The following is a 13184-nucleotide window of genomic DNA, read 5'->3' as shown; positions in this document are numbered from 1 at the left end:
AAGAAAGTTATGACCAGCCAGTTGGAGCGGCTAGAGCAGATTCTAGGAGGAAAGCTTGAGAGGCAAGATGCACGGGTGATTCCGGGCACTGTCGCTGTAGAGGGCACGGAGTTTGTGTACTTCGCTGACGATGGTAAGAACAAGTTCCGAAAGCAGTTTAGAAACCTTACGGAGTTCACCAACCCGCCGAATGCTAAGCACGGTGGAGTTAACGAGCGAGGTTGTAAGATCACCTTGTCTTGTGGTCAGCTGTTTCATGCAATTGGCTACCATGGCGATCTTGAGGGCTGGCGGAAGGACATAGAAGCTGGCGCACAGGCGTTGCACCTTCTGCTGGCCCGGATAGAAGGCGATACGTTCGTGGTCTCGGACGGCCGCTTGTGTCCGCTGAGCGAGTGCAAGATCGAGTTCGATTGACGCTGGCAGGTGACCACTGCGGAAAGTGGGCAGCATCGGTCGGGCCGGCTGTCGCGCCCCAATGCGCGCGTGGTTGAGTTTCAACGTACGCACCCAATCACAGAGCTGTGGGGAACTGCGCTGCCAGCGTCGAGCGACTCGATGAGCCTGGATACATCACGTCATCTTTTCTACGCTCGTGTCGCCACCTGACGCCGCGACAAACCGAGTTTCTCGGCCGCGCCAGACCGTCAGGCCGTGGTCGACCACGGCCTGAATCACCTTGAGTCGATCGAGTTCTCGCATCGTCATCGTGATGGTCTCGGGCTTGCGCATCGCGGCCTCCGGTTCGGATAGACGGAAAGCCACCAGCATGCCAGTCCTGGCAAGGGGGTACGACATTTCTATTTGGCCTAAGTACGACAAGTCTAATTGGCCCTGACATACCTTCCAGAAATAATACATATTATGTTAAATAAAATATAGCCTCCCACTGTGCTGCAGATGCCGCGAGCCCGCCAACATCGCCATATCGCGCCCAATCACCCACCCGAATCCTCATACCCCTCGATCACCACGATATCCGCCTGCGAGTACGGTGCGCGCAGCGCGATCAGTGCCTGGTATTCCGGTGATCGGTAGCATTCCAGCGCGCGGGCATAGCTTTCGAATTCGATGACGACGATGCGGGAGCGTGGCGAGCCCTCGACCACCGTTTTTTCGCCATTCCTGACCAGGAACCGGGCGCCGTATTTGTCGAAGACGGCCTTGTTGCCGGTGATGTAGCCCTGATAGCCGGTGGCATCGGCGATGTCGACGGCGGCCACCCAGTAGCCCTTTTTCATCTCGGCTCCCTCGTTTCAGTAAATTTGAATGACTCTGACTGCACAGGCGCCTTTGTGCGGGCCAGCAAATCACTATAGTTCGGCACATGGGACGCGCAAGGCGTGATTGGGTCCGTCCGGATGGTTTGAACAAGGAGTTGGCATGGCCACAAACGGTAGCGCAGGCAACGCAGGCAACGCAGGCAACGCAGCCAGCGGGGGCAAGCTGGATATTGGGGCGTTCGCCTTCGTGGCCGGCTATACGGACGTGATCGGGTTTATCGCGCTGGCGGGGCTGTTCACCGCGCATGTGACCGGCAATCTGATCATGATTGGGGTGGAGTCGGTGGGTAGCACCGAGGGGTTGTTCCTGAAGGTGGTGGCGCTACCGGTCTTCGTTGGCGCGGTCGCCCTGGCGCGGTTGACCGAGAAGCGCCTGATCCAGCGCGGTCGCGGCCCGGTGGTGCCGCTCATTGCCGCCGAGATCGTGCTGCTGGCAGCGTTTGCCGGGGTTGGCCTGCGGATGCACGCCCTGGGCGCCGGCACGGACTCGACTCTGGCGATGCTTGCCGGCTTGCTGGCCGTGGCGGCCATGGCGATCCAGAACGCATTGTCGCGCACGTCGCTGGCGGATCTTGGTCCGACCACCATCATGACCGGCAACAGCACGCAGGTAATTATCGATCTGGTGGACCTCCCTTCTGCGTCGCCAGAGGCACGGGGCCCGATTCGCGCCAGGCTGGGAAAGATGGTCCCCAGCGTACTGTCCTTCGCAGTTGGAGCAATCCTGGGCGCGCTGGCCTACACGCGGTTCGGCTATGCCGCCGTGGCGCTGCCCATCGTCGTGCTTTTGGTGACCTGCATCCGGCGCGCCCAATCGCAGACGGCGGTGCAGGCCCGGTGATCCGTTCCAACCTGGCGATCGCCGCCTGGCAGACTTACCTTTGCGAAAAAAGCCGTGTATAAGTCGGTTTCATTTGATCTGGAATCAAGAATGAAAACGACCATCGACGAATTGCTGGCCTTCGCGGCTGTCGTGGACACCGGCTCGATCACCGCCGCTGCGGAACACCTGGGGTTGACCGTGTCAGCCACCAGCCGGACGCTGAGCCGGCTTGAAGAGAAGCTCCAGACCACCCTGCTGCGCCGCACGACGCGCCGGCTCGAACTGACCGAGGAAGGTGCCGCCTTCCTGCAGCATGCGCGCGCCATCCTGTCGATGATGGACGAGGCCGAAGAGCAGATGGCGGCCCGGCGCATGCGTCCGTTCGGTCGGCTGCGCGTGGACGCGGCCACGCCTTTCATGCTGCATGTGATCGTGCCCCTGGTGGAAGGCTTTCGCTTGCGCTATCCCGAGGTGGAACTGGAGTTGAACTCCAACGAGGGCATCACCGACCTGATCGAAAAGCGGACCGATGTGGCCTTCCGCATCGGCGCGCTGAAAGACTCCACGCTGCATGCGCGTCCCATCGGCACAAGCCGCATCCGGGTGCTTGCCAGCCCGGATTATCTGCAGCGCCACGGGACGCCGACCAAGGTAGAGCAGCTGGCCGGCCATGTGCTGCTGGGCTTCAGCCAGCCCGATTCGCTCAACGACTGGCCGCTGCGCGACAACGACGGCGATACCGTCCATATCAAGCCGACCATCGCCTCATCGAGCGGCGAGACGCTGCGCAGCCTAGCGCTGGCGGGCCAGGGCATCGTCTGTCTGTCCGATTTCATGACGCGCGCCGACCGTCGGGCCGGGCGCCTGGTGCCGCTGTTCGCCCGGCAGACGCTCGACGTGCGTCAGTCCATCAACGCGGTCTACTACCGCAACACCGCCCTTGCCTCGCGCATTACCTGCTTTGTCGATCATGTGGTGGGCGTGCTGGGCAGCAAGCCGTTCGACGAACAGGCCTGAGAGTTCGATGCCCGTCAGCCTGTACTCCCCTGCGCATGGGACGCCCATTCTGCCATTCTGATTTGGCATTTTTCAGCCGCCACTTTAAATTTTCTTTGTCCCTTGGACAATCCCGATTCTGCGCTGCTATATTGGCGTGACCATTTTCCGGGCCGTCCATGCCATCCTGCCCATGGTACGTTTGCCAGGCCTGCGACGCCTGCCTCCGCTCGCTGTATTGGCCGTCCCGCTGCAGGGTTGCGCGGGTGCGCCTGCCGTGCCCCTCGTCGGGGCCTATTTCCCGCTCTGGCTATTGAGTGCGCTGGTCGGCATCGCGGGCGCCCTGGTGGCCTGGCGGATATTCGTGACGACCGGCTGGGCGGAAACCGTCCGCTGGCAGCTGCTGGTCAATACGGCGATCGGACTCATGATTGCCGAAATCGTATGGTTAATCGGCACGGGGCATTTTCCATGAAAATGGCAGGTATCAGGCGGGCGCCGATGCGTGGCAAATGGATTGCCCTGGCGATTATCGTGCTGGCGGTGCTGCTTTCCATTTATGCGTGGCAGCGCGCGGTCCGCTACCCTTCCACCGACGATGCCGCGCTCGATGCCGACTTCGTGCATGTGGCCTCCCCGGTCGGCGGGCGCATTGCCCGCATCCTGGTCAGCGAGAACCAGCACGTCGCCAAAGACCAGATCCTGTTCGAGATCGATCCCGTGCCGTATCGCCTGGCCCTGGCGCAGGCGCAGGCAGACCTGGCGCTTGCAAACGCCATGCTGGGGACGCGCCGCCGAGCCCTCGGCACCGAGCGTGGTACGGCGTCGGTGGCATCGGAACAGATCGCGCGTGCCGAGCAGAACTACGCGCTGACGGCGCGAACCGTGGAGCGCCTTCGCCCGCTGGCTGCCGAGGGCTATGTCCCGAAGCAGCAGCTTGACCAGGCGGAGGTGGCCTGGCGCGATGCGGCCGTGACCCTGAAGCAGGCGCAGCTGCAGCGCGCCACGACGGCGCAGGCCGTAGGCAGCGAGGACGATGCCGTGGCGACCGTGCAGGCACGCGAGGCCGCTGTAGCCATCGCCCAGCGCGCGCTGGACGACACCGTGGTCCGCGCCCCGCACGCCGGCCGCGTCAGCAGCCTGCGGTCGCTGTCGGGCGAGGTCGTGATCCCGAACCAGTCGCTGTTCTTGCTGGTCGATACCGGCGAATGGTTCGCGGTGGCCAATTTCCGTGAAACCGACCTGGCCGGCATTCATGTGGGCGACTGTGCCACCGTCTATTCGATGATCGACCGGCGCCACGCGCTGCGCGGCACGGTGCAGGGTATCGGCGTGGGCATTACCGATACGGACAGGCTCAACCTGCCGCGCGCCCTGCCCTATGTGCAGCCATCGGTGAACTGGGTGCGCGTGGCGCGCCGCTTCCCGGTGCGCATCAAGCTCGAAGAACCGCCGGAAACGCTGGCCCGGGTGGGTGCCAGCGCAACGGTCGAGGTGCGGCATGGCGCAGCCTGCCGCTGAGGCATCGCGCCTGGGGCTGGCCGATATCGGCGCCCTGCTCGCCCCGTTCCCGGGGCGCGCCGCCGCCACCACGCGCATTGCGGCGGCCAGCACACTCACCTGCCTGATCGCAGCCATCTATGGCACGCCCGAAGCGGCCACTTCGGCCTACGTGATCTTCTTTATCAACCGTGCCGACCGTACCAGCAGCATCGTGATGAGCGTGGGCATGCTGGTGCTGATCAGCCTGATCGTGGGGCTGGTGATCGTGCTGGCGGGGCTCACGCTCGACAGTGCGCTGCTGCGCGTGGCCTGCATGGCCGTCGCGTCCGCCTCGCTGCTGTTCCTGACCTCGGCCAGCAAGCTGCGGCCGGTGGGCGCCATCGTGGCGATGATCATTGGCTTCGGACTCGACGAACTGGGTCTGGTCCCGGGCGGCGAGGTGGCCACCCGGGCGCTGCTTTACGCATGGCTGATGGTGGCCATCCCGATCGGCGCGAATGTCGTGGTGAACCTGCTAATGGGCCCATCCCCCCGGCGCCTGGCCGGCGCACGCCTGGCGCATTGCGTGCGGGTGGCCGCGCAGGCTCTGCGACACCCTGAAACCGGCGGCCCCGCCATCGCCCGGGTCCTGCGCGACGGCGTGCAGCCCGTGGCCAGTTGGCTGAAGCTGGCGAAGTTCGAAGGCAGCGCGAATGCAGCCGACGTCGCGGCATTGCGCCAGGCGATGACGTCGACCATGGCCATCCTGATGGCCGCCGACGTGGCCTACCGGCAGCCCGGTGCGAGCCTTCCCGCCCCGCTTGCCGATTCGCTGGCCGATATGCTCGATGCCATGGCGCGGATGCTCGATGCGGGCGGCTATCCGGTGGAAATTGCCGTGCCGCTGCCTGATACGGCCGCCGCCTTGTCGCCGCTGCAGCAGTCGGTCGTGGCCGAAATTGTCCAGGCCATCGCCCACTATGCCGAGCCCGAAGCCGCCGCTGCCGTCGGCCCGGCCGCACCCGTCGAACCTGCCGATGCCGCACAGGAAGCCATCGACAAGAAGCGCGGCGGCTTTCTCGATGCCGATGCCTTTACCAACCGCTCGCATATTCATTACGCGTTGAAGACCACCGGCGCGGCCATGTTCTGCTATCTGCTCTATCAGCAGCTGGACTGGCCGGGCATCCATACCTGCTTTATCACCGTCTATCTGGTGTCGCTGGGCACGGCGGCCGAATCGGTGGAAAAGCTCGTGTTGCGGCTGGCCGGCTGCCTGGTCGGCGCGGCGCTGGGCACGGCAGCCATCGTCTTCGTCGTGCCGGCGCTCGATTCGGTGGGCGGCCTGCTGGCGCTGGTGTTCGCGGGCACATGGCTGTCGGCGTGGGTGGCCATGGGCTCGCCACGCATTGCCTACGCCGGTTTTCAGATTGCGTTCGCGTTCTATCTCTGCGTGATCCAGGGGGCGGCGCCGGGGTTCGACCTGACGATTGCCCGCGATCGCGTGATCGGCATCCTGATCGGCAACCTGGTCGTCTATCTGGTGTTCACCCGCATCTGGCCGGTCAGCATCGCCGACCGTATCGAAGGTGCCCTGGCCACCCTGGTGAGCCAGTGGCAGGAACTGGTGGCGGCCCGTCATCCCGACCAGCGCCGGCAGCATGCCGCCACGGCGCTTGGGCTGCAGGGCGCCATCGCGCAAGACCTGGCACTGGCCCGCTACGAGCCCGCCATGGTCGGCCCCGGACCGGCGTGGATCGACGATCACCGGCGGCGGCTCGGCGTGCTCGACGCCGTGGCGGGCCCGCTGTTCCTGCTGGCGGAGCGATTTCCGGGCGATCCCGACGTCGCGGCGCGGCTCCATGCCGTGAAGACGGCGGCGCCGCTGGCGCCGGCCTCGCCCGCACCGCTGGAGACCCATGCCGATGCCCGCACACGCGATGCGCTGCTGGCCATTGTCGACAAACAGCTGGCCGACTCGCCGTCCGGGCCTGCCAACCCCCCCTGCCCCGCATGCACACACCTGATCCGCCGGCTCGCCCGCCGATAGGCCTCGCGCTGGTCGCAGCCGCGGCGGCGCTTTCCGGCTGCGCCACGTCGGCGCTGGACCTGGCCCCGCCGCAGGCCGATCGCCCGTGGCAGCCGCAAACCGCGGCCAACGGCGAGATCATGGCCGGCGTCGCCAGCCGCCCCGCGCCACAGGATCGGCCGTCCGATTACACGCTGCCGGCCAATTCGGCGCTGGCGACCATCGCCCCGCCCGCCCAGCTCGATGCTGCGCACCCTTATACGCTTGCCGAACTGATCGATCTGGCGGAATCGTCGAACCCGTTGACACGGGTGGCCTGGAACGATGCGCGCAACGCGGCGCTGGCCACCGGCATCGCCCGCAGTACCTATCTGCCACAGATTTCCGTGGCGGCGATGGGCGGCTGGACAAACGGCCGGCTATCCAGCAACACGGCATTGGGGTCGGCCGGCGTGGATACGTCGCGCCATGGCGCGATCTCGGTGGTGTCGCTGCAATGGCTGCTGTTCGACTTCGGCGAGCGCGCGGGCCTGGTGGAAGCGGCGGAACAGGCCACGGTGGCCGCGAACATCGCCTTTACGGCCCAGCACCAGCGCATCATTCACGACGTCAGCGTGGCCTACTACCGCTACCAGGCCGCGCGCTCGCGCCGCGCCACGGTCGATCAGGCCATGGCCAATGCCGATGCGGTGCTGGCGGCGGCCAAGGCGCGCTATGCGCGTGGCGTAGGGACGGTGGTGGAGGTGGCGCAGGCCAACCAGAACCGCGCCCAGACCAACCTGGCGATGGTGCAGGCACAAGGTGCGGAGACCGATGCGTACCTGGGGCTGGTCACCGCCATCGGCATCTCGCCGCTGTCGAAGCCCGTCATTGCCGAGATGCCGCTGCGGCCGCTGTCGCCGGCACTGCGCAGTTCGGTCGAGCAGATCGTGGAGCGGGCGATTGCCCAGCGGCCTGACGTGCTGGGCGCCTACGCACTGGAACGCGCCAACCAGGCCCGTGTGAAGGCGGCCGAAGCGGCGTTCCTGCCCAAGGTCTTCATGTCGGCGTTTGCCTCGTATGCGTCTGGCGGCTCGGCCATTACCGCGATTCCGCCGGTCGGCCAGCAGCCGCCCACGGTCAACCTCAATGGCTACCGGTACGGCAACAGCGTGTTCCTGGGGGTGACGCTGCCGATCTATGACGGCGGCATGCGTTCCGCCGTGCTGGCGCAGGCCCGCAACGACGTGGACAGTGCGCAGGCCAGGCTGACACGAGCCAAGGAGGAATCGGTGCGGCAGGTGGTGGTCAGCCAGAGCGCGCTGGAATCGAGCCTGGCCGCCTACGATGCCGCAAGGGCCCTGGCCGATGCCGCGCAGATTACCTACGACGCGGCGTTCGCCGCCTATCGCAAGGGCGTGGGGACTGTGACCGAAGCAAACCTGGCGCAGAACCAGCTGCTCCTGGCGCGCAATGCGTCGGCCGATGCCTACAGCGCGGCACTGGCCGCGGCCGCGACGTTGGCACTGGCGGCAGGCGACATCGGCAAGACGCCGTAGCCGGCCGCGCCCGCCCAGAGTCATCCGCCGAACGCATCCTCCATCTGGCGCGCGCGCTTGACGCTGTCGCCGTGCAGGTACAGCGATGTCGTCGAGACCGACGCATGGCGCAGGTTGTCGCGCACCGTGGTCAGTTCCGCGCCCCGGGCAAGCGCGTGGGTGGCGTGGGTGTGGCGCAGCCAGTGCGGGCTGGCGCGGCGCAGCTTTTCGGCGGTGGCCGGGCGCTCGGCATCGAGCTGGTCCGCTGCGGTGGCGAAGAACCGCTTGATGATCATCCACAGCCGGGCGCCGGTGATGCCGCCGCTTTCGTCCGGCCCCAGGTTGCCGACGATCAGCGTGGATGGGTCCCACTGCGCGCGGGTGACCGGCAGGCCGCGCTCCACCAGGTAGCGATCCAGCGCGTTGCGCGCCAGCGGCGGCAGGGCGACCCGGCCGGCCTTGGCGCCCTTGCCCACCAGGTGCAGCCAGTGGTCGCCGTGGATATCGGTCTCGATATTGCGCAGCGTGGCGCCTACCAGTTCGCTGGCGCGCAGGCCGGTGGCATAGGTGAAATCCAGAATGAAGCGCAGGCGCTGGGCGGCCGGGGCTTCCCAGCCGTATGACCATTCCAGCCCGTCGGCGATGCTGCGGGTCAGCATCCATTCGCCCTCGGAAAAAGCGTGCGACACGTCGAGCGCGGCCGTCTTGGCGCCGCCCCGCACCTTGAGGCCCGCAAACGGGTTCGCCAGCACATACCGTTGCTGCACGAGCCACCGGAACAGCGCGCCAAGCACCTGCAGCGTGTAGGCGGCCGAGCGCGGCGACAGGGCGTCGGTGAACGGTTTCCAGTCTGGCGCGCTGCGTGGCCGCGCCGGCCCGACCCATCGCTCGCGCGGCGACGGCTGGCGCAGGAAATTGCGGTAGGCGGTGGCGTCTTCGGTCGTCAGCGACGACAAAGGCCGGCCCTTCTCGATGATGGCCCAGAGGATCAGCCGCTCGGCCTCCTTGCGATAGGCGCGCAGCGTGGCCGGCGATTCGTGCAGCCCCAGCCAGGCCTGCACGGCGGCGTAGTCGTTGTCCGCGTTGAGCGAACAGGTCTCGCGCGGTGCCCGGAACTGGCCCAGCGACCCATCCACCTCATGCGGCAGGCGCCCCATCTGCTCCCACGGCACGATGACGCCGCGCGGTTCCGTGGCGATCAGCGCGCGGGCGCGGGCCGTCAGTTCAGGCCATTCCGCAAAAAATGCCTCGATCCGCCTGGCGCCGTTGACGCCCAGTCCCGGGATCGTGGCCCACCATTGGCGGCGGCGCGGAATACGGACAGTCAGGTCGGCCAGCGTGTGGATGTCCTGCGCGCGCAGCGCGGCCACGGCCGCTGGGGCCAGCCACATGCCGATGTCGTCGGCGATGGCCGGCGCGGGCGGCGGCATGGTGCGCAGCGTCTCGATGGCCTGGTCCGCCGCCCTGCCCTGCTGCGCCCGGCAAGCCGCCGTGAATTCGAACAGGACCGCCAGGTCCTCGCGGCGCCGGTAGCGCGCGTAGGCGGCCAGTTGCCGGCGTATGCCGCCAAGGATGCCCCGCGACGACTGACCGTGCGCGCGGTCGGCATCCAGATACTGCGTGACGGCCGCCCGCGTGGACATGCCGGCGTGCCACGCACGCAGCGCGGCAAGCGAATCGGCATCGGGAAAGGCATACGGCTGGGACGGGCGGCTTTTCATGCGGCGAAGTTTAGCATTCGCATGGATATATTGCGATAAGAAAAGTTATCGCAATGAAATGGATGGCGAGCGGGAACCGGGGGCCGGCGCAAAGGGGATGGCGGACCCGAAGAATCCTTTCAAGATAGGCAAAAGAAGCTTTCACTTGATCCACCGGCGCGGCTTGGGCAGCATGGGCCTACCACCGATCTGGGACGTGCCATGCGACCGCTCATCAGCCATCCAGGCCTGCTGTTTGTCGTGCTGCTGGTATTGATGGGCATTGCCACGGCCATCGGCGCGCCGGTGCTGCGCCGCATGCGTCCGCTGGGCAGCGACGGCCGCGACGACTTCAACATCATCCAGGGGGCCACGCTGACGCTGTTGGCCCTGCTGATCGGGTTCACGCTGTCGATGGCCGTGGGCCGGTACGACCAGCGCAAGAACCTGGAGGAAGAGGAAGCCAACGCGATCGGCACCGAGTATCTGCGCGTGGAATTGCTCGAACGGGACACCGACGCGCTCAAGTCGTTGCTGGTGCGCTATCTGGACCAGCGTATCCACTACTACCTGACCCGCGATAAGGCGCAAGTCGACGACATCGAGGCCGCGACGGCGCAGATCGAAGACGAGATGTGGAAGCGGGTGCGTGACGGCGCCCGTACGGCGCCGAATCCGATCACGGCGCTGGCGGTGGCCGGCATGAACGACGTGATCAATTCGCAGGGCTATACGGAAGCGGCCTGGCGCAATCACATACCGCTGGCGGCCTGGGGGCTGATGATCATCATCGCCTTCTGCAGCAGCCTGATGCAGGGCTACGGCGCGCGCACCGAGAGCACCAAGATCGTTCTCCTGCTGGTGGTGCCGCTGACCGTGTCGTTGTCGCTGGCGCTGATCGCCGACATTGACAGCCCCCGGGGCGGGCTTATCCGGGTCATGCCGCAGAATCTGCTCAGCCTGCAGGTATCGTTGAAACGCTAGCCCGGATCGTCGCCGCTGGGCGAGCCGGGCCGGGGGGACACATCAATGCACGGTCTCGCCGCGAATCAGCAGGACTGGCTTGCTGGACTTCGAAATCACGCCTTCCGACACGCTGCCCATGATCACGCGCCGCATGCCACGCCGGCCATGGGTGCCCATGATGATCAGATCGGCCGGCCAATGATAGGCGCATTTGACGATGGTCCCGGAGATATTGCCGGGGGACACTGGCTTTTCGGCCAGTTCGGTCAGGCAGCGGACATTGGCATTCTCGAAGCGCCGCGCAGCGGTAGCCAGGGCCTTCTGGCCCACGTCAATCATGCCGCCCACGATCTGGCTGGGGTCAATATGGGCGTACTCGAAGAACAGTTCGCTGTCGTCCACCACGAACAGCACTTTGACTTCGGCCGACAGTTGCTTCGCCAGCCCCACTGCCTGCGAAATGGCCAGTTCCGACGATGGGCCGCCGTCCACTGCCACGAGAATCCGTTCGTACATCGATCCACCTCCGCATTGACGTTGTCGCTGTAGACAGCATAGTTCGCGGCGTGGCTTGTTAATTGACCTGTGTCAAACGCTAGTCAATAGCAGAAACTTTGTTTTCAGATGTACCAAGGGAGGGATACGTCACGATGTTCGGATACGATACGCAAAGGACAAACGCTATCGACCTTCATACGATGACTGTTGCCCCTGCAGCCATGCCAGCCTCGACGGCGACCGCCACGGCCGTTTGTTTGCGGCGCCTTTCGCACATTGCCGCGCGGTTTTCCGCGCCTGTCCCCGCTCGCATTGCATGCCTTGCCAGTGCCGGCACGGCCTGGCTGCTGTGCAGTGCTTCGCCGACGTGGGCCCAGCCGCCGCAGGGCCTGCTCTGGTTTGCCGATGGGCGCCCCTCGCAGGCGGCGCAAGCCGCGGTCAAGGCATTGAATGGGGCCAGTACCGATGGGCTGGAGCCGCGCGACTACGACGCCGATGGCCTGCAGCGCGCATTGGCGCAGCTGGTCGATGCCCCGACGCCAGCATCGGACGCGGCGCAACGCTTTGACGGTGCCCTGACGGGTGCCATGAAGCGATATCTGACCGATCTGCATCGGGGTCGCGTCGATCCGCGCAAGGTCCACGCGAATTTCTCGCTCGGCAATCTGCCCCCGTTCGATCCGGAAAGCTACTTGCGCAACGCCATGGAGGCCAACCGGCTGGCCGACGCGATGCGCGAAGCCGCCCCGTCGTTCCCGCTCTACGGCACGCTGCGCGACGCGCTGGCGAAGTATCGCAGGCTCGCCGCCGAGCCGTTCTGGAAGACGCCCCTGCCCGCCGTTGCCGGCGGCAAGCTGACGCCCGGACAGTCCTACGCCGGCCTGCCGCAACTGGCACAACGGCTGCAAGCCCTGGGCGACCTGTCACCAGACACGCCGGTACCACAGCGTTACGAAGGCGCGCTGGTCGATGCCGTCAAGGCGTTCCAGACGCGCCACGCGCTCGATGCCGATGGCGTGATCGGCGCGGGCACGCTGGCCCAGCTCAACGTCACGCCGGCCGCGCGCGTCGACCAGATCGTGCTGACGATGGAGCGCCTGCGCTGGACGCCGCTGGCAGAAGGCCCGCGCATGATCGTGGTCAACGTTCCCGAATTCGTGCTGCGCGCCTACGACTACGACGAAGGCAAGCTGGACATCAGGCTGGAGATGAAGGTCATCGTGGGCAAGGCGCTCGATACGCGCACGCCGCTGTTCAAGGAGGACATGCGCTATATCGAGTTCAGCCCCTACTGGAACGTGCCGTCGTCGATCGCGCGCAAGGAGGTCATCCCGAAATCCCAGCGCGATCCCGGCTATTTCACGCGGCAGGGCTTCGAGTTCGTCTACGGCACCCAGGCGAATGCCACGTTCAGCCAGGCCAATGTCGATGCGGTGCTGAACGGGCAGGCGCGCATCCGCCAACGGCCCGGCCCGCTCAATGCGCTGGGGGACATCAAGTTCATCTTCCCGAACAACCAGGCCATCTATTTGCACCACACGCCCACGCCGGAACTGTTCAAGCGCGGCCGGCGCGATTTCAGTCACGGCTGTATCCGCGTGGAAGACCCTGTCGCGCTGGCGCAATTCACGCTTCAGGGCATGCCCGAATGGACCCCGGCCCGTATCCGTGAGGCAATGACGGCGGGCAAGTCGAAGACCATTGCGCTACAGCAACCGGTGCCGGTGGTGCTGGCCTATGGCACTGCCATTGCGCGCGCCGACGGGCGGGTATACTTCGTGCCTGACATTTACGGACAGGACAAACTGCTGGACCAGGCGCTGCGGCAGCGCACGGGTGCCAAGCCTGCCGTACGGCCTTCATGAATGCCGCGCCGTTGTAAAAGTTTCC

Annotated in this window: 12 protein-coding genes and 2 pseudogenes; 10 read left to right on the top strand and 4 right to left on the bottom strand. The window is 65.9% G+C overall.

Annotated features, from left to right (window positions below):
* Positions 1–9 precede the first annotated feature (9 nt).
* Both AC3FJ6_RS18680 and AC3FJ6_RS18675 read left to right on the top strand, forming a co-directional pair.
* The gene (locus tag AC3FJ6_RS18680; protein ID WP_488773214.1) at positions 10–417 is read left to right on the top strand and encodes a hypothetical protein; all 408 of its coding nucleotides are present in this window, start codon (positions 10–12) and stop codon (positions 415–417) included.
* A gap of 39 nt (positions 418–456) precedes the next feature.
* A pseudogene (locus AC3FJ6_RS18675) lies at positions 457–597 on the top strand (Tn3 family transposase); the annotation flags it as partial.
* Positions 598–602: 5 nt separating this feature from the next.
* Here the strand turns inward: AC3FJ6_RS18675 and AC3FJ6_RS18670 are convergent.
* Both AC3FJ6_RS18670 and AC3FJ6_RS18665 read right to left on the bottom strand, forming a co-directional pair.
* A pseudogene (locus AC3FJ6_RS18670) lies at positions 603–732 on the bottom strand (helix-turn-helix domain-containing protein); the annotation flags it as partial.
* A 206-nt stretch (positions 733–938) separates the two neighbouring features.
* The gene (locus tag AC3FJ6_RS18665; RefSeq protein WP_153950409.1) at positions 939–1241 is read right to left on the bottom strand and encodes a DUF1330 domain-containing protein; all 303 of its coding nucleotides are present in this window, start codon (positions 1239–1241) and stop codon (positions 939–941) included.
* Positions 1242–1383: 142 nt separating this feature from the next.
* Here AC3FJ6_RS18665 and AC3FJ6_RS18660 point away from each other — a divergent pair, with 142 nt between their 5' ends.
* From AC3FJ6_RS18660 to AC3FJ6_RS18635, 6 genes are all read left to right on the top strand, one after another.
* On the top strand, positions 1384–2124 hold the full coding sequence (locus AC3FJ6_RS18660; protein WP_488773213.1) for a YoaK family protein: 741 nt from the start codon (positions 1384–1386) through the stop codon (positions 2122–2124).
* 90 nt (positions 2125–2214) lie between these two features.
* Positions 2215–3123 carry a LysR substrate-binding domain-containing protein gene (locus AC3FJ6_RS18655; protein ID WP_488773212.1) on the top strand — a complete coding sequence of 303 codons (909 nt, stop codon included), beginning with the start codon at positions 2215–2217 and terminating at the stop codon, positions 3121–3123.
* Positions 3124–3295: 172 nt separating this feature from the next.
* Positions 3296–3577: a hypothetical protein gene (locus AC3FJ6_RS18650; RefSeq protein ID WP_488773330.1), complete on the top strand. Its 282-nt coding sequence runs from the start codon at positions 3296–3298 to the stop codon at positions 3575–3577.
* Positions 3574–4623, top strand: coding sequence for a multidrug transporter subunit MdtN (gene mdtN, locus AC3FJ6_RS18645; RefSeq protein ID WP_488773211.1), 1050 nt, complete (start codon positions 3574–3576; stop codon positions 4621–4623). The genes AC3FJ6_RS18650 and mdtN overlap by 4 nt, the downstream gene beginning before the upstream one ends.
* On the top strand, positions 4604–6634 hold the full coding sequence (locus tag AC3FJ6_RS18640) for an FUSC family protein (RefSeq protein ID WP_488773210.1): 2031 nt from the start codon (positions 4604–4606) through the stop codon (positions 6632–6634). Before mdtN ends, AC3FJ6_RS18640 begins: the two co-directional genes overlap by 20 nt.
* Entirely contained in the window at positions 6598–8151 is a 1554-nt protein-coding gene (locus AC3FJ6_RS18635; RefSeq protein ID WP_488773209.1) for a TolC family protein, read from the top strand. The genes AC3FJ6_RS18640 and AC3FJ6_RS18635 overlap by 37 nt, the downstream gene beginning before the upstream one ends.
* 20 nt (positions 8152–8171) lie before the next feature.
* Here the strand turns inward: AC3FJ6_RS18635 and AC3FJ6_RS18630 are convergent, their stop codons facing one another.
* Positions 8172–9851 carry a site-specific integrase gene (locus tag AC3FJ6_RS18630; RefSeq protein ID WP_488773208.1) on the bottom strand — a complete coding sequence of 560 codons (1680 nt, stop codon included), beginning with the start codon at positions 9849–9851 and terminating at the stop codon, positions 8172–8174.
* A gap of 201 nt (positions 9852–10052) precedes the next feature.
* Between AC3FJ6_RS18630 and AC3FJ6_RS18625 the strand changes: the two genes are divergently transcribed.
* On the top strand, positions 10053–10814 hold the full coding sequence (locus AC3FJ6_RS18625) for a bestrophin-like domain (RefSeq protein ID WP_488773207.1): 762 nt from the start codon (positions 10053–10055) through the stop codon (positions 10812–10814).
* A gap of 42 nt (positions 10815–10856) precedes the next feature.
* Here the strand turns inward: AC3FJ6_RS18625 and AC3FJ6_RS18620 are convergent, their stop codons facing one another.
* Positions 10857–11312 (bottom strand): universal stress protein, encoded by a 456-nt coding sequence (locus tag AC3FJ6_RS18620; RefSeq protein WP_488773206.1) that lies wholly within the window; start codon positions 11310–11312, stop codon positions 10857–10859.
* Positions 11313–11515: 203 nt separating this feature from the next.
* On the opposite strand from AC3FJ6_RS18620, the gene AC3FJ6_RS18615 reads away from it, so the two are divergent.
* Positions 11516–13159 (top strand): L,D-transpeptidase family protein, encoded by a 1644-nt coding sequence (locus AC3FJ6_RS18615; RefSeq protein WP_488773205.1) that lies wholly within the window; start codon positions 11516–11518, stop codon positions 13157–13159.
* Positions 13160–13184 lie beyond the last annotated feature (25 nt).

This window comes from Cupriavidus sp. 94F1 (genome assembly GCF_057798875.1).
The sequence above is the reverse complement of the archived record's forward strand: the minus strand, read 5'-3'. Positions and strand labels throughout refer to the sequence as shown.

Coding starts and splice junctions, on each gene's coding strand:
- AC3FJ6_RS18665 (WP_153950409.1), bottom strand. CDS start 1,241: ATGAAAAAGGGCTACTGGGTGGCCGCCGTCGACATCGCCGATGCCACC.
- mdtN (WP_488773211.1), top strand. CDS start 3,574: ATGAAAATGGCAGGTATCAGGCGGGCGCCGATGCGTGGCAAATGGATT.
- AC3FJ6_RS18635 (WP_488773209.1), top strand. CDS start 6,598: ATGCACACACCTGATCCGCCGGCTCGCCCGCCGATAGGCCTCGCGCTG.
- AC3FJ6_RS18680 (WP_488773214.1), top strand. CDS start 10: ATGACCAGCCAGTTGGAGCGGCTAGAGCAGATTCTAGGAGGAAAGCTT.
- AC3FJ6_RS18620 (WP_488773206.1), bottom strand. CDS start 11,312: ATGTACGAACGGATTCTCGTGGCAGTGGACGGCGGCCCATCGTCGGAA.
- AC3FJ6_RS18660 (WP_488773213.1), top strand. CDS start 1,384: ATGGCCACAAACGGTAGCGCAGGCAACGCAGGCAACGCAGGCAACGCA.
- AC3FJ6_RS18630 (WP_488773208.1), bottom strand. CDS start 9,851: ATGAAAAGCCGCCCGTCCCAGCCGTATGCCTTTCCCGATGCCGATTCG.
- AC3FJ6_RS18640 (WP_488773210.1), top strand. CDS start 4,604: ATGGCGCAGCCTGCCGCTGAGGCATCGCGCCTGGGGCTGGCCGATATC.
- AC3FJ6_RS18625 (WP_488773207.1), top strand. CDS start 10,053: ATGCGACCGCTCATCAGCCATCCAGGCCTGCTGTTTGTCGTGCTGCTG.
- AC3FJ6_RS18650 (WP_488773330.1), top strand. CDS start 3,296: ATGGTACGTTTGCCAGGCCTGCGACGCCTGCCTCCGCTCGCTGTATTG.
- AC3FJ6_RS18615 (WP_488773205.1), top strand. CDS start 11,516: ATGCCAGCCTCGACGGCGACCGCCACGGCCGTTTGTTTGCGGCGCCTT.
- AC3FJ6_RS18655 (WP_488773212.1), top strand. CDS start 2,215: ATGAAAACGACCATCGACGAATTGCTGGCCTTCGCGGCTGTCGTGGAC.